19 protein-coding genes are annotated in these 21,658 nt (G+C 32.9%); 11 read left to right on the top strand and 8 right to left on the bottom strand.

The annotated features are described in order from the left end of the window. The 3 genes from VFS71_RS12420 to VFS71_RS12410 all read right to left on the bottom strand — a co-directional run. The coding region (locus VFS71_RS12420) for a tetratricopeptide repeat protein (protein WP_326401609.1) at positions 1-743 on the bottom strand (743 nt) is incomplete at its 3' end. A gap of 86 nt (positions 744-829) precedes the next feature. After that, positions 830-1,387 (bottom strand): DUF4331 family protein, encoded by a 558-nt coding sequence (locus VFS71_RS12415; protein ID WP_326401608.1) that lies wholly within the window; start codon positions 1,385-1,387, stop codon positions 830-832. A gap of 31 nt (positions 1,388-1,418) precedes the next feature. After that, positions 1,419-2,072: a DUF4331 family protein gene (locus VFS71_RS12410; RefSeq protein ID WP_326401607.1), complete on the bottom strand. Its 654-nt coding sequence runs from the start codon at positions 2,070-2,072 to the stop codon at positions 1,419-1,421. A gap of 229 nt (positions 2,073-2,301) precedes the next feature. Here VFS71_RS12410 and VFS71_RS12405 point away from each other — a divergent pair, with 229 nt between their 5' ends. Next, positions 2,302-2,832 carry a sigma-70 family RNA polymerase sigma factor gene (locus VFS71_RS12405; RefSeq protein WP_326401610.1) on the top strand — a complete coding sequence of 177 codons (531 nt, stop codon included), beginning with the start codon at positions 2,302-2,304 and terminating at the stop codon, positions 2,830-2,832. Then, positions 2,832-3,614 (top strand): anti-sigma factor, encoded by a 783-nt coding sequence (locus VFS71_RS12400; RefSeq protein ID WP_326401606.1) that lies wholly within the window; start codon positions 2,832-2,834, stop codon positions 3,612-3,614. Before VFS71_RS12405 ends, VFS71_RS12400 begins: the two co-directional genes overlap by 1 nt. 1,054 nt (positions 3,615-4,668) lie before the next feature. On the opposite strand, the gene ccsA is transcribed toward VFS71_RS12400, so the two are convergent. Further along, a complete protein-coding gene (gene ccsA, locus VFS71_RS12395; protein ID WP_326401605.1) occupies positions 4,669-7,860 on the bottom strand; it encodes a cytochrome c biogenesis protein CcsA in 3,192 nt (1,063 codons plus the stop codon). Between the two features lie 197 nt (positions 7,861-8,057). On the opposite strand from ccsA, the gene VFS71_RS12390 reads away from it, so the two are divergent. The 6 genes from VFS71_RS12390 (at position 8,058) to VFS71_RS12365 (ending at position 12,224) form a co-directional block, all read left to right on the top strand. Next, positions 8,058-8,819 (top strand): Rossmann-like and DUF2520 domain-containing protein, encoded by a 762-nt coding sequence (locus VFS71_RS12390; RefSeq protein ID WP_326401602.1) that lies wholly within the window; start codon positions 8,058-8,060, stop codon positions 8,817-8,819. After that, the gene (locus VFS71_RS12385) at positions 8,803-9,330 is read left to right on the top strand and encodes an HAD-IIIA family hydrolase (RefSeq protein ID WP_326401601.1); all 528 of its coding nucleotides are present in this window, start codon (positions 8,803-8,805) and stop codon (positions 9,328-9,330) included. The genes VFS71_RS12390 and VFS71_RS12385 overlap by 17 nt, the downstream gene beginning before the upstream one ends. Before the next feature lie 245 nt (positions 9,331-9,575). Continuing rightward, a complete protein-coding gene (locus VFS71_RS12380; RefSeq protein ID WP_326401600.1) occupies positions 9,576-10,502 on the top strand; it encodes a geranylgeranylglycerol-phosphate geranylgeranyltransferase in 927 nt (308 codons plus the stop codon). Beyond that, on the top strand, positions 10,495-11,076 hold the full coding sequence (locus VFS71_RS12375) for a Maf-like protein (RefSeq protein WP_326401599.1): 582 nt from the start codon (positions 10,495-10,497) through the stop codon (positions 11,074-11,076). The genes VFS71_RS12380 and VFS71_RS12375 overlap by 8 nt, the downstream gene beginning before the upstream one ends. Positions 11,077-11,086: 10 nt before the next feature. Next, a complete protein-coding gene (locus VFS71_RS12370) occupies positions 11,087-11,620 on the top strand; it encodes a mechanosensitive ion channel domain-containing protein (protein ID WP_326401597.1) in 534 nt (177 codons plus the stop codon). 55 nt (positions 11,621-11,675) lie between these two features. Further along, on the top strand, positions 11,676-12,224 hold the full coding sequence (locus VFS71_RS12365) for a hypothetical protein (protein WP_326401596.1): 549 nt from the start codon (positions 11,676-11,678) through the stop codon (positions 12,222-12,224). Between the two features lie 98 nt (positions 12,225-12,322). Here the strand turns inward: VFS71_RS12365 and VFS71_RS12360 are convergent, their stop codons facing one another. Beyond that, entirely contained in the window at positions 12,323-13,282 is a 960-nt protein-coding gene (locus VFS71_RS12360; RefSeq protein WP_326401595.1) for an alpha/beta hydrolase, read from the bottom strand. A 299-nt stretch (positions 13,283-13,581) separates the two neighbouring features. Between VFS71_RS12360 and VFS71_RS12355 the strand changes: the two genes are divergently transcribed. The 3 genes from VFS71_RS12355 to VFS71_RS12345 all read left to right on the top strand — a co-directional run bounded on the left by VFS71_RS12355 (position 13,582) and on the right by VFS71_RS12345 (position 19,176). Then, positions 13,582-16,113, top strand: coding sequence for a PIG-L family deacetylase (locus tag VFS71_RS12355; protein WP_326401594.1), 2,532 nt, complete (start codon positions 13,582-13,584; stop codon positions 16,111-16,113). A 121-nt stretch (positions 16,114-16,234) separates the two neighbouring features. Next, positions 16,235-17,977, top strand: coding sequence for a sodium:solute symporter (locus tag VFS71_RS12350; RefSeq protein WP_326401593.1), 1,743 nt, complete (start codon positions 16,235-16,237; stop codon positions 17,975-17,977). Between the two features lie 197 nt (positions 17,978-18,174). Beyond that, positions 18,175-19,176 (top strand): hypothetical protein, encoded by a 1,002-nt coding sequence (locus tag VFS71_RS12345; protein WP_326401591.1) that lies wholly within the window; start codon positions 18,175-18,177, stop codon positions 19,174-19,176. A gap of 117 nt (positions 19,177-19,293) precedes the next feature. Here VFS71_RS12345 and VFS71_RS12340 read toward each other — a convergent pair whose 3' ends face one another. From VFS71_RS12340 to VFS71_RS12330, 3 genes are all read right to left on the bottom strand, one after another. Then, complete coding sequence (locus VFS71_RS12340; protein ID WP_326401590.1) at positions 19,294-20,139, bottom strand: DUF2911 domain-containing protein; 846 nt, start codon at positions 20,137-20,139, stop codon at positions 19,294-19,296. A gap of 378 nt (positions 20,140-20,517) precedes the next feature. Continuing rightward, complete coding sequence (locus tag VFS71_RS12335) at positions 20,518-21,171, bottom strand: HAD family hydrolase (RefSeq protein ID WP_326401589.1); 654 nt, start codon at positions 21,169-21,171, stop codon at positions 20,518-20,520. A gap of 114 nt (positions 21,172-21,285) precedes the next feature. After that, on the bottom strand, positions 21,286-21,658 hold a 373-nt coding region (locus VFS71_RS12330; RefSeq protein ID WP_422653659.1), incomplete at its 5' end, for a tRNA threonylcarbamoyladenosine dehydratase.

Raw genomic sequence — 21,658 nt, 5'->3', positions numbered from 1 at the left:
GCATATGAATAATTAGGATCTATTTCCAGTGTTTTTAAATAACTATCATACGATTCTTGTATTCTACCTGCGTGCCCATAAAAATCACCTAAATTGGAATACGACCAGATTTTCAAAACTTTATTATCATCTTCAATGGCGATATCTCTAGCTTTTTCCATAAAAGTTATTGCCGTTTTCAAATCTCCTTTATGATCACACCATTTTGCCAAACGAATTAAATAATCATAGTCATTCATATCCCGAATGGCTTTCAAATTTTTCAAAGCTTCGGCATAATTTCCGACTTCCATTTGTACATCAAACAATAATTTTTGAGTTTCTTTTCGGCTTTCGCCAATAGCCAATGCCTTATTGGCAAGATTCAAAGCTTCTTTAAAACGATGTTGAGAGATATAATTTCTTGCCAATGCTCGAACAGTCGAAACTCTAGAGTACTTATATGCTTCATTATATTTTGTCAGCAATTCTTCTGTTTTATATAAATCTTTTATGTCTCCCGTATATTGAAAAAGAGTACTATAATTGGATGCTAACATCCCTAGATACATTACTTGATTGGGTGTCGCATCGAATTTTGTTTGCCAAAAAGTGATTTCCCGATTGGCAAAATCAATAGATTTATTGCTTTTTATATTTAGATATTTTTCGTAATCTGAAGTTTTTGTTATTTGATTTGGTTTATAATTACAACTGCTAAGAATTGAAAAAACCAATAACGATACTATTTTTAAAGTTTTCATAATTCAATTTTGTTTGTTTATTTGTTTGTTTTGAAATAAAAAAACAGAGTAAGTAGTCCAAAACCCACTCTGTTTTTTATAAAATATTACCAAGCAGCAGCTAAGTATGGAAATGAGGCAGAAAAGGGCTTGTCATTTGCATCAACGTGATCTGAAGTAAGTACCGCATTTGATGTTCCTGCTGGTCCCCCAAAAATTAGTAATAACTCTACATCGATAACGTCATCAGCTAAAGCTCGTCCAGTTAAAACATTGGTCCCGTCAAAAAAAGTAGTCTTGGTAGTTTTAGAAACATTCAATACATCTGTAGACAAAAGTCCTGTAAAAGCAGCGGCATCCTGTCCTAATGCATTGGTTGTATAACCTGAATTCAGTGCCATCAATCGAGACTGAAAAATGGATTGGTATTTGCTACCCATTGCTGATGGAATAGCAGCATTAAAATCGTCTTTGGGTTGCCCAGATGCAATAAAAACAGTGTTAATTGCTGGTCTGGCCATTTGATCTTGTTGTACATAAGTACCTGAAAAATCCATACTTGTTGTCATACCATCATTAGTATTGTCATCATTATTATCACAGTTTACTGAGAAAAAAGCAACTACTAATGCTAGTGTTATATTTTTTAATTTATTTGCTTTCATAATTTTATATTTTAAAGTATAGTATAATTGATTATTGTTTTTTCTTAGTTTCTGCCCAAACATTTAGTGTGCTTGAAGTGCCTAACATTGCTTTTGGAACTTCTACAACTATAGACTGTACATTAGTTCCTGCAAAAGTATCTGTCCCAGGATTGTTAAAACCTGTAGCCGTTCCTGCAAGTATTGATTTAAATTGTCCTAAGTCAAAAAAGAATGGATCATCTCTTGGTCCTGCAAAAAATTTCATTCCATTTTTAGATGCTACTGTAGCCATTGTTCCGTAAGCTGAAATGGCTACTTCACCAGAAGCTTCACTTGTTTTAATCATACTGGAAGTTCCTGTTGTTGTTGGTGTATAAGGTCCAAAGAAGTACATTTTGTCTCCTCTTTTGATGGCTTGAATTACCAAATCTTCCACTTTGTCCCCTGTGTTGTCAATATTAACTTCGACCATCACATTTTCTTTAAATGTTGCTGCTCCTGTAGCATTTGGGCTTAATAGTCCTTGTGTATTTACAGCAAAAACCAAATTATTGGTATCTTGACCTTGAAAAGTGTACACATCTGTAATATCACCTGCGTCACCTGACATTGTTCCTGGAGCATCAATGTGATCCGCTGCTACTAAGATTAAGCCTGAAATCACCACTAGTGATAGACCTAATAGCATTTTTGTTTTTTTCATTTTTTTATAATTTAAAAGGTTATAAAAGCATTTACGAGATTGGATTGCTTTTGGTTTTAAAAAAGTGAATAAAAAATCAAAATACTGACTAAACAACTTATTTACAGTGTTTTAAAAAATAAATAAAATCACAATTTCTTTTTAAGCAGAGTGGTTTTCAGTAATAATAAATATAATCTGCTATTTATAAATGGAATTGCATATGTTTGTAACAACCAAAAAAGACAATATGACTCAAGATGAATTGTTAGTTTTAATTCACCAGAAAGACGAAAAAGCATTTACCTATCTCTACGATATGTATTCTAAAAGTTTGTTCGCGGTAATTAATGTACTGGTAAAAAACAGAGAAGAAGCTGAAGATGTATTACAAGAAGTATTTGTCAAAATATGGAAAAACATCGATTCCTATAACGAAAGTAAAGGAAGATTCTATACTTGGATTCTAAATATTGCTCGAAATACTTCTATAGATAAACTGAGATCCAAAAATTTTAATGACAGTCAAAAAAACCTTTCTTCCGATAATTTCGTACATCTATTAGACGACAGTAACAAACTGGTTAACAAAATTGATACTATAGGTATTCACGAATTTGTCAAAAAGCTAAAACCAAAATGTATCCAGATAATAGATTTACTGTTCTTCAAAGGATACACCCAACAAGAAGCTTCTGAAGAATTGGCCATTCCGCTTGGAACTGTAAAAACACAAAATAGAAATTGTATTAACGATTTAAGACTTTATTTGAAACTATAATGGATACAAAAGAATATATAGAATCTGGCATTTTGGAACTTTATGTGTACGGCTTACTCAGTGAAGCCGAAAACATTGAAGTGGACACTATGGCCAAAAATCATCCTGAGATAAATGACGAAATTATCGCCATTGAAAAAGGAATAGTTGCGTTATCATCTAGTTTTTCACCTTTTCACTCAGTAGCAAACTTTGAAAAAATAAAAGCAAAGCTCGAATTGAAACATTCTGGTGTTGTCCAAATGAAACCACGAAATTGGTCAAATTATATTGGTTGGGCAGCAGCGATTATTTTATTGATCGGAATAGGCTATCAATACCAACAGTTGGGACAAACCATTGACCAAGTGGTAAGCATTGGTAACGAAAAAGAAAAACTAAACAAAGAAATACAACTTTTAGAGCAAAAAAATAAAACAACTGAAAACAGTCTTGCTGTAATAAGAGATGAAAAAAATACAGTTGTAGCCCTTAGCGGACAGGCTGTGAACCCTAAATCATTTGCCAAAGTATATTGGAACAAAGAAACAAAAGTAGTTTATGTGGATGCTAGTGGATTACCAGAACCTCCTAAAGGAATGGTTTATCAAGTTTGGGCTTTAAAACTGAATCCATTGACCCCAACAAGTATTGGATTATTGGAAAATTTCGATAGTAATAATCAAAAAATATTTGCTGTTGAAAATGCAGACTACGCAGAAGCTTTTGGTATTACACTAGAACCAGCTGGAGGAAGTTTAAGCCCTACGATGGAACAATTATATACTTTAGGAAAAGTCTAATTTATATTTTATCAATTGGATTGTTTTCAATAAAACAAAAAGAAAAATGCTCCTTTTGGGAGCACTTTTCTAACCAACTAAATAATAACCAATAATTTTTAGATTCCCCCATGTAAACTAACTTTTAAACCTAACCTCTCAAATTTAAAATTTACAAAATCTAATAAAATCATCTTTTAATAGGCTTTCAAACACTATGCCAAAATTCAATTAAAAGCAAAATAAATCATTGAAATACATTATTTTACATTAAAAATAAGTTTAATATTACTTTGTTTTACAAAAAGATCAGCTTAAAAATTATTTTTTTGAATATCATAAACAATAATTGCATTTAATAAATTCAATACACTCAAATTCCAAAATAACAGCTGAAATTAACAACCCAAAATAATAACACTAGATAAAAAAAAGATGCTCCTATTGGAGCATCTTTTACTAACTATAATCGATAACTTTTGTAGATTACTCCGAAAAACCAACTTACTAACCTAGAATTACATAGAGTAACCAAACCTAATTAAATTATCTATTACTATCTTTTCAAACTCTATGCCAAAACTCAATTAAAAGTAAATAACATCGATTAAATACATTATTTTAAATTAAATATAGTCTTAATAATACAATAAAATATTTTAAAATCTGTTATTTTAAAACAATAATCCATTACCTTATATTGTGTTAGTCCAATCACAATATAATATCAAAAATCTGCTGTTCAAATTTCGTTAATTAGATAAAAAAAAGATGCCCCCAAAAGGAGCATCTTACTAACTAATTGTAATAGATAATTCTATAGATATTTAAACGTAAACCAACCTACCAACCTAATCTACAATATCTTGGAGTCATAAAATCATCTATTAGTAACTTTTCAAACACCGTGCCAAAACTCAATTAAAAGCAAATTAAATCTATAAAACACTTATTTTTAAACCAAAAGTAAGTTTAGTATTATTTTAAAAAAATTAAATAAACATTTTGGCATAAAAGAAAAAAGTAAGGTCCACCTTGATGTCGAACCTTACTTTAATATAAATAATTCCAAAAATTACTTCTTATAAAACTTTCTGTATTTTGGATAAGTAATAGCTCCAATTAAAGATATTGCTCCTAATGAATACCAAATCCAACTTAATGAATGTGCTTCACCACTGGCATAAGAATGTAATCCTACCAAATGGAAGTTTACACCATAATAGGTAAACAAAATGGATATAAAAGCAAACATACTCATTAAGTTAAATGTCCATTTACCTCTTAAAGAAGGAACAAATCGAGAATGGATTACAAATGCATAAACCATAATACTGATTAATGCCCAAGTTTCTTTTGGATCCCATCCCCAGTAACGTCCCCAACTTTCATTTGCCCATTGACCTCCAAGGAAGTTTCCAATTGTCAGCATAATCAAACCAATTGTCAATACCATTTCATTAATATAAGTGATCTCTTTAATATTTAAAGACATCTTAGCTTTGTTCCTTTCATTAGTAAAAAAGATCAGAAGCAGCGATACAAAACCTAAAATCATTCCCAAAGCAAATGGTCCGTAACTCGCCACAATAACAGCTACGTGAATCATTAACCAATATGAATTAAGAACAGGCTGTAAATTAGCAATTTCTGGATCAATCCAATTTAAATAGGCCGACATAAGAATCATCGCGGTCACAAATGATGCCGAAGCCACCGTTAGTTTAGATTTTATATCAAAAGCTAAACCAAAAAACATCGTCGCCCAAGACACATATACAATGGCCTCATAAGCATTACTCCACGGTGCATGTCCAGAAATGTACCAGCGCGCTCCTAATGTAATGGTATGCAATGCAAAGAGAATTCCAATAATTATATGCATTGAATTTACTGCAATACGCAAAAATTTAGAATTTTTAAAAATTTGAAGAATTGTGAATACAAACATCAAAATAGCTGCAAACATATACCAATATGGCAGTTTTTGAAGCAGGTCATATTTGTTATACGCAATTTCAAGATTGATTTTATCCTCGCTTGGTATTACTTTGCTTCCAAATTTCTTTTGAAAACCATTGATGCTTTCTAAAAGTTCATCGGCTGTTTTATAGTTTTTTGTCTTAATAGCATGCCCCAATGTTCCGAAATAAAGAGGCAGAATACTTTTGGTATAGGTCGAATCCATTCCTTTTAAACCAGCATGCTCCAGTTCTAAATAGGAAATCCATTTATTATTTGGCTCATTCGGAATTGGAAAAATTCGCAAGATACTTCCGCTCAATGCCGATTCCATCAAGTTTACCTTCTTATCGGTTTCGATATAATCTTTTTCAAACTGATTTGGATTCCCAGCTTTATAAGCAGCATCCAAATAAGGAGATAATTTATAATTCCCTTTTTCATCAAAGAAAGATATAAAAGGCGCATATTTATCTTTTAAATCAATTCCGATAATTTTACGGATACTGTCATTTCCTGGACTAATATAAATCAGCGGAATTTCAATCCATAATTGCGCACTCTGTGTCATTGACAAGAATACCTGATCGGAGTTCATTCCGTTATACGTATTTGAATGGCTAACTTTTCGCAATAATTCAGAAGAAAAAGTATTGATAGGTTTCATTCTACCGCCGGCATCCTGAATTATCAATCTACCAAACTTTGCGGCATGTTCTGGTGTAACGGTAAAGGTTGTCAACACTGAATCTAATTGTGCCTGCGTTGGTTTTATTCTTACATGGCCTGTACTTTCAGCATGTGAATCTCTAGTATTTTCTTTCGAATGGTCATGATCATGTTCTTGTGCAAAACCAGTCAAACTAAATAACAATATCAAAATCGTTAATAGTTTTGCTTTTTTATCTTTCACTACATCTAATTTTATTTTTAGATGACCAAAACGGGAATGTTTGGTAAAAAGAAGGGCTATCATACTAAAAAACAATAAAAAATATCCCAAATAAGTAATCGTAGTTCCCCAATAATCATGATTTACGGACAATACCGTTCCTTTTTCGTCTGGATCAAATGAAGATTGAAAGAAACGATATCCTTCGTGATCCAATACATGGTTCATATAAATTCTCGCATCAAATGGTTTTACCGAATCCTGAACGGTCACTTGGCTTTCAAAAGAAGAATAACTTTTCTCTGTTCCTGGGTATTTTTGAGCAATAAAATCATTTAGTTTTATCTTAAATGGCAAGACATAAGCTTTGCTTCCGAAGAAAAAAGTATATTCATGCTCCCCTATTTTTACTGTTTTAGAATCCCCAGTTTTTCCTTTTGAACCTAATAAGGTTACTATTTCTTCTTTCCCATTGGCAGAAAGTTTAACTATAAGTGCATCCTCATGATTCTTTTCTTTAAAATCATTTTTTGAATCATAATCAATTACTCCTGTAACTGCAGGCTCTGGAAAAACAAAACGAATATCCCCAATACTATACAATGAACGCATCATCAAAGGCTGCACAATATCTTTTACCACTTTTCCTTGTAGTTTATCAGCCATTCGCATAAAATCTCCTTCAAAAGGCATTTGAATGGTATAACTTTCTCCTGTAGTATTTATATTGATCGCGCCTTCGGTAAATTTATTCAAGGCAAAAAGGACATTGTGAACATTCTGAACTTCACCCGATTTCAGGAAATGTTCTTCACGGCCACCATCACCGGCTTCAACCAGTTTAAAATACAAACTCCCTTTTGGATCTGGTTTAACGTATTCTTTGGCGCCCATAATAAAATTTTTATAATGCACCTCAAATGGATTTCCTGCAAAATCACCTGTCATCTTAAAATCGTTATCAGTAACTGGTGATAACAAAAGGGGCTTCTCAAAAACCCTACGTTTCATTTCACCTTTGTATTCTCCATCAACAAAAAGAGTCAGGAATGTTTTATCGGAATAAAATTGATTTTCGGTAGCGCCTTCACGACTAGGCATCATTCCCTCAAAACTGATGTAACGCGTTATAAAAGCGCCAGCTATGATAAATATAAAAGCCAAATGAAGTATCAAAGTCGCCCATTTTTCTTTTTTTAGCAACTGATAGCGCTTGATATTCCCTATGAAATTAATCATAAAAAATCCCATGATAGCTTCAAACCACCAAGTATTATAGATTAAAATTCGAGCTGTATCGGTATTGTATTTGCTTTCGATGAAAGTTCCTGTTCCCATTGCAATTGCAAAAGTCAAGAATAATAAAGCCATCAATCTGGTTGAAAATAGGACAGAGAATAATTTTTTATCCATTTGGAAGTAGATTTCGTTTTAATAAAGTGTCGCAAAAGTACTCAAAATTGTCCACTTGTTTAAGGACTTAATTGTTAATTTAATCCAAAATTAAGTGTCTCTTTTTAGAGAAAAAGCAATAAACCACGCATATTCCTGTTATATGTGAGATTAAAAAATTGAAAACAACACTTCATTTTTTTTCCTAATTTTGCCAAATGATTAAAATAACGATTATCGGTTCTGGAAATGTTGCGCAACACTTGATTGATGCTTTCACAAAAAGCAATGCAGTGGAAATCATTCAGGTCTTTTCAAGAACTCAAAAAGAAATTTCACTCCCACTCGATTCAAGTAAAATTACGAACGATTGGAATGCCTTGGCGGAAGCCGATTTATACATCATAGCCGTTTCCGATGATGCCATTCCAACTGTTTCATCACAATTACCTTTTGAAAATCGTTTAGTTGTTCATACATCTGGGAGTGCGCCTCTAACTTCATTGGATAGTAAAAACAGAAAGGGCGTTTTTTACCCTTTGCAGACTTTTACCAAAGGCAAAGCAATTGATTTTAAAATGATTCCGTTTTGCTTAGAAACCCAATTTGAAAGCGATTATGTGCTATTAGAAAAAGTAGCACAAACTATTTCTGATAATGTATACAAAATCGATTCCCACCAACGCAAAGCTTTGCACGTTGCTGCTGTTTTTGTCAATAATTTCACTAATTATTTGTACCAATTAGGAAGCGAAATTTGCCAGGAAAACCATGTTTCTTTCGACATTTTAAAACCTTTGATTCTTGAAACTGCCGAAAAACTCTTGACGCTTTCTCCAAAAGATGCCCAAACGGGTCCAGCAAAACGCAATGATATTTCGACTATCAAGGCACATGAATCTTTTTTGTCGAATGAAAATCAATCTACAATTTATAAAATATTAACCCAATCTATACAAAATCATGGCAAAAAGCTATAAAGAAATAATGAATGATATTACTACGTTTGTGTTTGACGTAGATGGCGTACTTACAGACGGTTCTGTTTTTGTTACCAATGAAGGAGAGATGCTAAGAACCATGAGCATTCGCGATGGTTATGCAATGAAAGCTGCCATCGAAAGTGGTTACCATGTGTGCATTATTTCGGGTGGAAGCAACGAAGGTGTAAGAGTAAGACTTCGTAATCTAGGAATTACAGATATCCATTTGGGAACTCCAGATAAAGTAGAAACGTTCAAAGAATACACCGATGTTTATGGCATCAACCCAGAGCAAGTTTTGTATATGGGTGACGATATTCCGGATTATCATGTTATGAAATTGGTAGGATTACCTACTTGCCCTCAAGATGCAAGCCCCGAAATCAAAGCTATTTCAAGCTATATTTCTCATATAAAAGGTGGCAAAGGCGCTGCTCGCGATGTGATTGAACAAGTGATGAAAGTACAAGGGAAATGGATGGCTTATTTTGATGGGAAACTTGATTAAAGATTTTAGATCGGAGAAAATTGAATAGAGAGAAATATATTTTTTAAGCTCATAACCCGATTATTTTTTATGGATGATGGCAAAAAAGCAAAATCTTGCCCTTTAGCCCCGATTGCAGTGAAAATACTTTTTGTTTTTCTTTAAAAACAAAAAGATTGTAACGGAAAGCGGGACGATATTCACAAAAAGGCCAAATCTTTCTGCTCCAAAACTCATAACTCATACCCCACAACCAAATATTGAATATGAAATACCTCAAACTAATACGTTACCAAAACCTATTGATGCTTGCTTTGATGCAATTACTTTTTCGATACGGTTTTTTGAATTATCAAAGCATTCCTTTGGCACTTAATGACTGGCAATACTTTTTATTGGTATTTGCTACAATAATGATTGCTGCTGGCGGTTATGTGATTAATAACATTATGGATCAAGCAACTGACAATGACAACAAACCCAATCAGGTTGTTGTTGGCAAAAGCATATCCGAAACCAATGCTTACAATGTTTATTTTGCCTGTACCGTTTTGGGAGTTGGCGCAGGATTCTATTTATCGAATGTAATCGAGAAGCCTGGTTTTGCGGCTATCTTTATTATCATTTCTGCCACTTTGTATCTTTATGCAACCAGTTTGAAACAGATGCTACTTATAGGAAACTTTATTGTCGCATTTTTACTTGCTTTCAGCGTGCTTATCATTGGAATTTTTGACCTTTTGCCAGTTATCAATCCTGGCAACCGGATCATTATGGCCGACTTGTTTTCTATTCTTTTGGACTATGCCCTATTTGCCTTTGTAATTAATTTTATTAGAGAAATTGTAAAAGATCTTGAAGATGTCAATGGAGATTATAACCAAGGAATGAATACTTTGCCTATCGTTTTGGGAATCAGCCGAACATCAAAATTAGTATTGGGGTTGAGTTTGATTCCATTGGTAATGGTAATATTCTACATCAAAAAATATTTTTTTGCATTTGATTTGTATATTGCAACACTATATGCCTTAATTAGTATAGTTGCCCCATTAATTTATTTTGCGGTAAAAATGGCCGATGCCAAAAAAAGTGAACATTTTCATCATTTGAGCACTGTTTTAAAAATGATTATTTTGTTTGGATTGTTTTCAATTGCGATTGTTACCTATAATATTTTACACCATGCTTAAAGAAAAACTCAAAACCTATAAACTTATATTAGCTTCTGGTTCTCCAAGAAGACAACAATTTTTTAAGGATTTGGACTTGGATTTTGAAATTCGACTCAAAGAAATTGAAGAAATTTTCCCACCCGAGTTGAAAGCCGAAGAAATTACTAATTACCTCGCACAATTGAAAGCCAGTGCTTTTGAAGGAGAATTACAAAATAATGAAATTTTAATCACTAGTGACACCATAGTTTGGCACAAAAATTGCGCTTTAGGTAAACCAAAGAATCATCAGGACGCATTTGAAATATTGAAATCATTATCAAATTCGACACACGAAGTCATAACTTCGGTTTGTTTTAAGACAAATTTGTCTTCAAATTTGATATACGAAACAACAAAAGTAACCTTCAATACGTTAACTGATGAGGCTATTCTTTATTATCTGGAAAATTACAAACCTTATGATAAAGCGGGAGCTTATGGAATTCAAGAATGGATTGGCTTTATTGGAGTTTCAAAAATTGAAGGCTCCTATGCTAATGTTATGGGAATGCCGACAGATAAAGTATATGAATATTTAAACAATTTGTAAACAAGAAAAAATGGAGTTTTTTGAATACTATCTTAAACAGGAAATCAGTACGGGTATACTACTGCTGATTGTTATTTTGTCTCGGAAAGTAGTTTCAAAATTAGTAAAACGATATGCAACTGCAAGTCAGGTTATTGAAAGAAGGACAAACTTGGTGATCAAATACATCAACATTTTGATTACTATTTTGGCTATAATCACCTTGGTATTAATTTGGGGAGTTCAGACCAAAGATATTTTCATCACACTTTCCTCAATTGCCACGGTTATTGGAGTAGCGATGTTTGCCCAATGGTCTATCTTGAGTAATATCACGTCGGGCATCATTTTATTCTTTTCGTTTCCATTTAAAATTGGGGATGTAATATTAATACATGACAAAGATTTTCCAGAAGAAGGTGAAATAGAAGATGTCGGAGCCTTTCATGTAACCTTAAGAACCAATGCAGGAGAATTAGTTATCTATCCAAATAATTTATTCTTTCAAAAAGGAATTTCAGTTATAAAAAAACCTACTAACAATAGTAATGAATTTACCGATTAACGGTCGATTAATTATTATTTTTTTAAAATTAAACCCAACTCTAAATTTAAATACAATGAAAACAATTAAATTATTTATTATCGCAATCCTTTTTTTTACGGTAAGCTCAACACAGGCGCAAGTTTCTGTTGATGTAAACATAGGAACGCCAAATGTAAATGTACATGTAGGAACACCTCCTCCAGCCCCTGCCCCTGTTCCAGTTTGGGGACCTGTAGGTTATGACGAAGTGGAATATTACTATTTACCAGATATTCAAGTTTACTATGACATTAGATTGGCACAGTATATTTATTTTGGAAATGGAAGATGGATTCGTTCCAGATATTTACCAAGCTATTGTAGAGACTATGACTTATATCACGGTTATAAAGTAGTTTTGAATGATTATCATGGTCATACACCTTATACTTATTTCAATACTCACAAAGTGAAATACTATAAAGGATACAAAGGAAAACCTCAAAAAAGCAGAGGTGAATACCGAGTACGTTATGAAGATCATGACAACGATCGTCATGACAACGATCATCATGACAATGGCCACCATGATAAACATGGAGGAAATGGTCATAATGGAAATGGCAAAGGAGGTAAGCATTAATCCTATATTTCCTTTTTAAATAAAATTGAAATTTTATAATTCAAAAAGCTGCAACATATCGAAATGTTGCAGCTTTTTTTTGATCTTTAAAAAGAAAATTATTTTTTCAAATATAGATTCAACCAATCAAATATAGATTCAAACACAAAATTGCGCACTGGTTTTCTGGACAATACCAAATCATGTATGGCTCCTCCAAAACCAATAACTTTTTTATGCGGAGAATCAATTAATTTTGCTTTTTCGGTAATATCATCAACGTTCAAAATAGCATCTCCCTCAAACATTTCTTCACCCCAATACTTTGGATTAACCGATTGAATAGAATGCAAAACCAATATTGGCTTATAAACCGAAATACCATTAGCAACTTTTAAATGTCCATCGTGTATTGCATTTATCCATCCAGCATTAATAGAAGGTGCTACGTGAGGTTTCCATTGCAAATTATAATCCCATTCCCCAAAATCGTTCTTATGCAAACTTTTACCATAAAATTTTGAAAACCCGATAGGCAAAGGAATATTTGGATTTAATCTCCCCAAAAAGGAAAGCAAAGGAATAACAGTTTTCTTTTGAATCCAAGGCACATTAAAATCATAAAAAGGACTATTACAGACCAAAACATCAAAAAGCGCCTTCTCTTTTCGATCCGAAGCATACAAGGTTATAATCAATCCGCCTGTAGAATGACCATATAATACTATTTCTTGACTTCCCTCTTCTCTAATTATAGCCAATGCGCGGTCGATATCTTCATAATATTCAGATAAATTCCTCACATTATTTGCTCTATGATTCGGTAAAATAGATCTGCCATATTTCCTTAAATCCAAAGCATAAAAATGATAACCTTTCTTCAAAAACTCATCGGCTATAACATCTTGAAAAAAATAATCATTAAAACCATGAATACATAAAATAGCTTTAGTTGTCTTTGAAGAACCTCTTTTTCGGATTAGTGTAGTAGTAACTTTACCCTCAAAATCATCGGGTTGAATAATGGTCATTTGTTCAAAACCATTTTTCAAAACATCTTCCTGGTATTGCATATTCATTCTGGTTAGGTTAATTGTAGATAAAGGGGCATTTTCAAATTTTAACGAATGCAGTATACTATAACATTCTCAAATTTAGCATTCTAATTTTAAATAATTGACTAATAAAACTAATATTTTATATCAATTTTGTTAATCTTTAAGTCGCATGTTTTTTTAAAAATTGTCCTAATAAATCTCAAACATTAACATAACTTTTGGAATTATGGCTAAATATTCCCATTATTTAATTAGTATTTTTGGGCTTGAGCTAATACTTACCATTCTATTTTTTTTTTAGAAATAATAAATCTTGTTATATGCGAAAGCTTTTTTTTAAATCATTTTTAGTTTTAGTCCTTTCTATACAGATAACATACGCCCAAAAGCCTCAAAAACCGAATTCAGCCGAAATCTACAATCAAATTCAGAAGCTTAATTTTCTGGGGACAGTACTTTATATCGCCGCGCATCCCGATGATGAAAATACCCGTTTAATTTCATATATGGCTAATGACATTCATGCCAGAACTGGTTATTTATCACTAACAAGAGGAGATGGAGGTCAAAATTTAATTGGCCCACAATTAAGAGAATTACTCGGTGTTATAAGAACGCAAGAACTTCTGGAAGCAAGAAAAATTGATGGAGGAGAACAGTTTTTTTCCAGAGCCAATGATTTTGGTTATTCGAAAAATCCGGAAGAAACATTACAGATTTGGGACAAAGAAAAAGTACTTGCGGACCTTGTTTGGACGATTAGAAAATTCCAACCCGATGTCATCATCAATCGCTTTGACCATCGTTCACCTGGAACTACTCATGGACATCACACGTCATCAGCAATGCTAAGTGTAGAAGGATTTGATTTAGCCAATAATTCCGCTTCTTTTCCTGAACAATTACTATATGTACAGCCTTGGCAACCTAAACGTGTTTTTTTTAATACTTCTTGGTGGTTTTATGGCAGCAAAGAAAAATTTGATGCAGCCAATAAAAGCAATTTAGTTGCAATTCCAACTGGGGTTTACTACCCTACTCTAGGGAAATCCAATCAGGAAATAGCGGCATTAAGTCGTAGCAGCCATAAATCACAAGGTTTTGGCAGCACTGGATCAAGAGGAGAAGACACTGAATATTTGGAATTTCTAAAAGGCGAACCCTTAAAAGACAAATCATCACTTTTTGAAGGAATCGATACGAGTTGGAATCGTGTAAAAGGCGGAAAACCAATTGGTGAATTGATTACCGTTATTGCCAACCAGTATGATTTTAAAAACCCATCGGCTAGTGTTCCAAATTTGGTAAAAGCCTATACTATGATTCAAGCCTTGGATGAAAACCATTGGAAAACAGTAAAATCTGAAGAAATAAAAAAAATCATTGCAGCCTGTTCCGGATTGTATTTGGAAGCCGTTTCCAACTCCCAAGAAGCAACTCCAGGAAGTGTCGTAAAACTGAATCTCGAAGCAATAAATAGAAGTTCCGTAGCCATGCAACTTGCAAGTGTTACAACTTTACCCGAACAAAAAACTACGGTTTTGAACACCGATTTAAAAAACAACACATTACAAAACAATACTCTAGATTTACAATTACCCCAATCCATAAACTACACGCAACCTTATTGGTTAAAAGAAAAAGGAACAGTAGGATTGTACACTGTAGAAGATCAAAAAAACATTGGAATTCCTGATATTATTAGAGAAGCCAAAGTGATTTTTAATGTAAAAATTAGTGGTATTGAAATCCCTTTTGAAAGAACTATCGTCTACAAATATAATGATGATGTAAAAGGTGAAATGTATAATTTCTTAGATATTGTCCCTGAAGTAACTACTACAATTCAAGATAAAGTACTGCTTTTTCCAAATACCAAACCCAAATACGTTGGAGTTACCGTAAAAGCAGGAAAAAATGACCTCAAAGGGGATTTGAAATTGGATTTACCGAAAGACTGGAAAGTATCACCACAGTCTATTTCTTTTCAATTGGACAAAAAAGGAATGGAACAAACCGTTTATTTTGAAGTTACACCTCCTACCCAAATGAGCGAAATTATTGGAAAAAGTATCGCTACCATTGATGGAGTTCCATTTGATAAGGAGCAAATTAATATCAATTATGACCACATTACAAAACAACAGATTTTAAAAACTTCAGAGGTAAAATGCATCCGATTTGATTTGAAAACCAATGAGGAAAAAATCGCTTATATTATGGGAGCTGGTGATGAAGTCCCAAAAAGTTTGACTCAAATGGGATACAAAGTGACCATCCTAAAACCGGAAGAAATAACACCAGAGAGACTCGATACTTTTGATGTTGTCATGACTGGTGTGCGTGCTTACAATACTATTGACGCATTGGCAAACAAACAGGATATTTTATTTGATTTTGTAAAAGGCGGAAAAACAATGATTGTGCAATACAACACCAACAGAGATCTAATAACTACAAAAATTGCTCCTTATTCTTTAACAATTTCTAGTGATAGAGTAACTGAAGAAAATGCCGAAGTTCGTTTTCTTGCTCCCAATCATCCCGCTTTGAATTACCCAAATACAATTACCCAAAATGATTTTAAAGGCTGGAAACAGGAACAGGGATTGTATTATCCAAAGGAGTTTGACAAAGCCTTCACTCCTATTATATCCTCAAATGACAAAGGTGAAAGCGCCAAAGAAGGTGCTTTATTGATTGCCCCTTATGGAAAAGGAAATTATATTTATACGGGTCTTAGCCTTTTTAGAGAATTACCGGAAGGAGTTCCAGGAGCCTATAAATTGTTATCCAATATGATTTCGATAAAACCTTCGGTTAGTATTCCTAATCAAAAAATGAAACCTTAAAACGAAAAACATGGATTCAAAAAAATCTAAAATCTGGTCAAAAACTTATACATTGGTTCTCGTTGCCAATGCCCTGTTTATCATTATTTTTTATTTAATTATGAAATTATACTCTTAACCTATGCAATTATTTGACTGGATTGTACTGATAGTAACACTATTATTTATTGTAATTTATGGTGCTTGGAAAACACGAGGCAGTAAAAACGTTGAGGATTATATTCTGGGCAACAACGAAACCCCTTGGTTTACAGTAGGACTTTCGGTTATGGCAACACAGGCCAGCGCCATTACTTTCCTTTCTACACCAGGGCAGGCTTATCATGACGGAATGGGATTTGTGCAATTCTATTTTGGACTGCCAATTGCAATGGTGGTAATCTGCCTTACTTTCATACCTATTTACCACAAATACAAAGTTTATACTGCCTATGAATATTTAGAAAAAAGATTCGACTTAAAAACCCGTTCCTTGGCTGCAGTTTTATTTTTGGTCCAAAGAGGTTTAGGAACCGGAATTACGATTTATGCTCCTTCAATTATTTTATCGGCATTATTGGGTTGGAACCTTACCTATATGAACATCATTATCGGTATTTTGGTTATTGTTTACACCTTTTCAGGAGGTACAAAAGCTGTAAATGTTACTCAAAAACAACAAATGTTTGTCATACTTGCCGGCATGATGATTACATTCTTCCTCATTTTTGATTATTTACCCAATGACATGACTTTTGATAATGCTTTGCATATTGCTGGTGCCAATCAAAAAATGAATATCGTTAATTTCTCATTTGACTTAGATGAAAAGTACACTTTTTGGAGTGGAATTACAGGCGGATTCTTCCTTGCCTTAGCTTATTTCGGGACCGATCAATCACAGGTAGGTCGCTATTTGTCTGGAAAATCTGTTCGTGAAAGCCAAATGGGATTAATTATGAACGGGCTTTTGAAAGTACCTATGCAATTCTTGATTTTACTTACCGGAGTAATGGTTTTTGTCTTTTTTCAATTCAATGAAACGCCTTTAAATTTTAATCCAAACAATAAAATAACGGTAGAAAATTCAAAATACAAAGACGAATATCAAAATTTACAGAAAGATTTAAACAAATTATCCGAAGACGAAAAAGTAATCAATCTATTGTACATAGATCAACTGAATCAGGATTATGACAATCCTACCCTACGAAAAGAGTTAGTCGATTTGGCACTCAAAGAAAAAGAATTAAGAGCAAAAGCCAGAGAAATAATTTCAAAAGCGGATAACAAAGCCGAAACAAACGATAAGGATTATGTCTTTTTCTATTTTATACTCCACTATTTACCTAAAGGTCTTATTGGCTTATTGCTGGCGGTAATCATTTCTGCGGCAATGTCTTCTACAGCTTCCGGTCTCAATGCATTGGCTTCAACAACGGCTATAGATATTTATAAACGTAATGTCAAAGAAGAAAAAACTGAAAGACATTATCTGAATGCATCCAAACTTTTTACCCTTATGTGGGGAATCATTGCCATTGCATTTGCCTGTATTGCGACGCTTTTTGAAAATTTAATCCAACTCGTAAATATCATCGGATCCATATTTTATGGTACTGTTTTGGGGATTTTTCTTGTTGGTTTTTATACCAAAAAAATACGAGGAAAATCGATCTACTACAGTGCTATCATCAGTCAAATAGCAATTTTTATCATATACTATTTCACCAACTTTATTTATCCAAGCGGGACAGAAAAACTAGGCTATTTATGGCTCAATTTTATTGGGGCATTGCTCACTATAGTATTATCTTATTTGTTACAAACTACTGTATTTAAGACCGAAGAACAAACAACACTAGCAGACAATATAGTTTCATAAATCACTTATTCTTTAATACAAAAATCCCGTTTCGTCATGATTCGGGATTTTTTATATAATAATCTGTAGAGAAGCAATGCAGTTCCACTCTACAATATTTTCTTAATTTATTTATATAAAAAATAATACAAATAGTATTAAAATATAATTTTTAAAAAACTAAATTTGGTTCGTAAATTATAACCAACCATTTAGTAATGAAATCAATAAAACTTATTTGCTTAGCCTTATTTTTTCAATTGTTTTGCAGTAATACTACTTATGCTCAATTTGGTATTTCAACCGATTTATTAAAAATTGGAGCTTCAACCCTTGGCATTGACAAACTATTCAAAAAACCTGCAGCAATAACAACTGCATTTGAAGATGTAAATAAAGAAGGTTCACAAATGCCTAATTTTTTCAAATTAGAAGTTGCTCAGCCATTATATCTATTACCTAAAGCACCTAATGGAGGCTTTATACTTTGTGCAGGGTATTATGAAATGACAAATAAAAGCTATTGTTTACATGCGGGAACATTTGCTCCTTCCAAAGGAGATGGCTATATGTATGCACCTACTAACGGGTCAAAAAAAGAAATAGTTACAGCTATTCTAAAAAGTGCTGAAAATCATCCCGAAATACACCAACATGACATCCAAATTTTATTATGGGCAATAATTGCCAAAACAAAATTCATCGATTTTAGCACTGATGTAAAACTAACCGCCGTAACCTTACTCACTAAAAAACAATTAACGCAATTGGAAGATGGTGCTCTAGGCTTTTTACCCGATGATGTTATTAATCAAGCCAAAGCAAAATTACCTGAAAGTGTACAAACCGTCTTTGAAGCCGAAAACAGTATTCGTGGCTTAATTACTTCTGGAAACTATACCTATCAGGAAATGGAAAAGTATGCTATTCTTTCTGGGTTTGCACCTCCAAGGACAGATTATCCAAGCGGTATATGGACTTTGCATCCTGATGGTTATTATGTTCGATATATCCCTTCAGGTTATTCAGTCACAAAAGTTCAAATTTATGTTCCCAAAGAACTTATTATCAATCTAAAAGGAAAAAGTCTTATTTATGATGCAACCAATGACATTGCATGTCCTGCAAATACAGGTTCACAAAGACTGGCACAAACCAATGAACCATTAAACCCTGATTATTCCATCACACTAAAAACTTTATGTGATGGTGTAAATTAACATCAAAACAATAAATTCTACTTATTCAAAAAAAAAAAAAAAAAAATCCTGTCAAGTCCTAAAAAGACAAGACGGGATTTTTAATATAATCATTAATCAGAAACAGTTCTGTGTATTTTATTTTTTACTCCACTCCGCAATGCTTTCTCTATTCATTTTTACGTAATCTTGATTTTTAGCCGTTTCCGCAGCTACAAGAGATAGATTAGCTGTTTCAATAGCACCTTTTTTGTCTCCGGCTCTGGCTTGAATCAATGATTTTAAACGAGTGTACCAATAGGGTTTCTCCGTGCTCATTTCCATAGCTTTATCCATATAAGTCAATGCTTTTGCATTATCACCATTGGACTGATAAAGATATTGCGCAGCCGAAAAATAATCAGCAGATGTCGGGCCTGCTAGCACTTTTTCAATATTTGCTAATACTTCCTTTTGTGTAGGAACCATAAATTTCATCGAAACAGACGAATTTTCCCAAGCCATATCTAAGTCTGCAGAATCAGCATTTATATTACCAATACCTATTGTGAAAGATTCAACTGGCTTTACTAATGCTTCTTCTTTTACTGTAGTTCTTAACACCACATTGGCCTCATTCCATACTTCAGGATTTCCCCAATTGTTTGTGGTAGAATAAAAAATCACTTCCCAGCTTTCTATTTTAGGAATCGTATACAAAGCGTATTTTCCTTTAGGCAAAGTCTTACCATCAATTACAACATCCTCACTAAAAGAAATAGTAGTATTCTCATTTGCTCCAGTTCTCCAAACTTTTCCAAAAGGAACTAAATTTCCAAACACCGCTCTTCCTCTTGCTGCCGGTCTGCAATAAACTATTTCTACATCTGTCAATCCAACTGTTTGAAAAACTGTTGCTTTTGGACTGGCTTGAGGTGTTTTCAATTGAGCCTCAGTGATAAAGGGCGCTATAACGAAGGCTAAAACAAAAAAAATCTTTTTCATATTATTGGTTTATGTATTTCTTCAAATTTACAAATTCAAAAAACTTTAGATGTTAATTTTTCCTTAATTCAAAATTAGTTATTATACTATTTTTTCAAGCTTAGTTATTGCAACAGGAAAAAAAATCCTCCATAGAATTTCAGAAATCTTACAAGCTTTTTAAAAAATTATATAACAAGAAAAAAGATGTTCGGGTTTAAGTTTGTAATGTAATTAAACTTGAAAATCAATTAAAGAGTTGTCATTGACAATCAATAGTCAACTTTACAAAAACTACTATTATGGAAAATCAAAAAATAATACTCAAAAAAATAAAATATCTTATTTATAGAAGTATGTATTACTGTTTTGAAATTCGATATATCTTTAATTTATAAATTAATACTGCGACACTTTCTCAAAACTCAATTCATCAAAATGATTCACAACAACATCAGCCAATGACAAATCTTGGTCTTTAGAATGGAAGCTGTTATAACCCACACAAAAAATACCCGCTGCTTTGGCCGCTTTTACACCATTGGTGCTATCTTCAATAACGATGCAATTTTCCTTTGGTGCAATAGACAAAGATGCTGCATGCTCAAAAATAGCTGGATGCGGTTTAGATTTCGGAAAATCTTCACCACTTACTATATGTGAAAAATATTGATGTAAATCAAAACGGCGAAAAACTCTATCTATCGTCACTTTTGAAGCCGATGAAGCCACAATCAATTGCATACCATTCTGATGAAAATCTTTAATTAAATTCTCCACTCCTTCCAGTAAAGCCAAATCTTCTTTACTATCAAAAGCATCATTGAAAATAGATCTTTTTCTCAAAATTAAATCTTCCACTTCATGTTGCAACTTGAAATGTTCTTTCAATTTCTGAAAAGTATTACGAGTCGATAATCCCGTAAAAGAAGTGTACATTTCCTCTGGAACTTCAATATTCAGTTCGCCAAATTGTTTGTAATAAGCATAACGGTGTACTAATTCTGTATCGACAATTACACCATCCATGTCAAAAATTACGGTTTGTATCATTTTTTTTTAGATTCTAAGGTGCTGAGTTCCTAAGATACTGAGACACCTTGTTTATATTTTTGTTGTTTTAAAATAGTTTAAGATTATTTAACCTCTTAAACAATTCAACTCTTTCTACTCTTTTTTAAGCAAATATCTAATCACAGTTTCCGCAGCATAAAGTCCAAACAATCCAGGCATATAGCTATTGGTTCCATAGAAAGATTTTTTAAAATTAGAACCATCTGTCATGCGTAAGCTAGATTCATCTTGTATTTCGGAAGAAAAAACCACTTTAACTTTATTGATCTTCTCTTTCTTTAAACGCTTTCTGATTGTTTTGGCAAAATAGCAATTTACGGTTTTGGCAATATCAGTCACTTTCACCTTGGATGCTTCCATTTTTCCTCCGGCTCCCATACTGCTTATGATTCGTACTTTCTTTCTTTTGGCCGAAATAATTAAATTAAGCTTTGGAGTTACACTGTCGATACAATCCAAGACATAA

It is taken from the genome of Flavobacterium sp. (genome assembly GCF_035760125.1).
In the GTDB taxonomy this organism is placed as follows: domain Bacteria; phylum Bacteroidota; class Bacteroidia; order Flavobacteriales; family Flavobacteriaceae; genus Flavobacterium.
Note: the sequence above shows the minus strand (reverse complement) of the source record. Positions and strands in the feature narration are given on the sequence as shown.

Bases quoted from the DNA above. Each gene is read 5' to 3' on its own strand.
- VFS71_RS12415 (WP_326401608.1), bottom strand. From the start codon at position 1,387: ATGAAAGCAAATAAATTAAAAAATATAACACTAGCATTAGTAGTTGCT.
- VFS71_RS12410 (WP_326401607.1), bottom strand. From the start codon at position 2,072: ATGAAAAAAACAAAAATGCTATTAGGTCTATCACTAGTGGTGATTTCA.
- VFS71_RS12405 (WP_326401610.1), top strand. From the start codon at position 2,302: ATGACTCAAGATGAATTGTTAGTTTTAATTCACCAGAAAGACGAAAAA.
- VFS71_RS12400 (WP_326401606.1), top strand. From the start codon at position 2,832: ATGGATACAAAAGAATATATAGAATCTGGCATTTTGGAACTTTATGTG.
- ccsA (WP_326401605.1), bottom strand. From the start codon at position 7,860: ATGGATAAAAAATTATTCTCTGTCCTATTTTCAACCAGATTGATGGCT.
- VFS71_RS12390 (WP_326401602.1), top strand. From the start codon at position 8,058: ATGATTAAAATAACGATTATCGGTTCTGGAAATGTTGCGCAACACTTG.
- VFS71_RS12385 (WP_326401601.1), top strand. From the start codon at position 8,803: ATGGCAAAAAGCTATAAAGAAATAATGAATGATATTACTACGTTTGTG.
- VFS71_RS12380 (WP_326401600.1), top strand. From the start codon at position 9,576: ATGAAATACCTCAAACTAATACGTTACCAAAACCTATTGATGCTTGCT.
- VFS71_RS12375 (WP_326401599.1), top strand. From the start codon at position 10,495: ATGCTTAAAGAAAAACTCAAAACCTATAAACTTATATTAGCTTCTGGT.
- VFS71_RS12370 (WP_326401597.1), top strand. From the start codon at position 11,087: ATGGAGTTTTTTGAATACTATCTTAAACAGGAAATCAGTACGGGTATA.
- VFS71_RS12365 (WP_326401596.1), top strand. From the start codon at position 11,676: ATGAAAACAATTAAATTATTTATTATCGCAATCCTTTTTTTTACGGTA.
- VFS71_RS12360 (WP_326401595.1), bottom strand. From the start codon at position 13,282: ATGAATATGCAATACCAGGAAGATGTTTTGAAAAATGGTTTTGAACAA.
- VFS71_RS12355 (WP_326401594.1), top strand. From the start codon at position 13,582: ATGCGAAAGCTTTTTTTTAAATCATTTTTAGTTTTAGTCCTTTCTATA.
- VFS71_RS12350 (WP_326401593.1), top strand. From the start codon at position 16,235: ATGCAATTATTTGACTGGATTGTACTGATAGTAACACTATTATTTATT.
- VFS71_RS12345 (WP_326401591.1), top strand. From the start codon at position 18,175: ATGAAATCAATAAAACTTATTTGCTTAGCCTTATTTTTTCAATTGTTT.
- VFS71_RS12340 (WP_326401590.1), bottom strand. From the start codon at position 20,139: ATGAAAAAGATTTTTTTTGTTTTAGCCTTCGTTATAGCGCCCTTTATC.
- VFS71_RS12335 (WP_326401589.1), bottom strand. From the start codon at position 21,171: ATGATACAAACCGTAATTTTTGACATGGATGGTGTAATTGTCGATACA.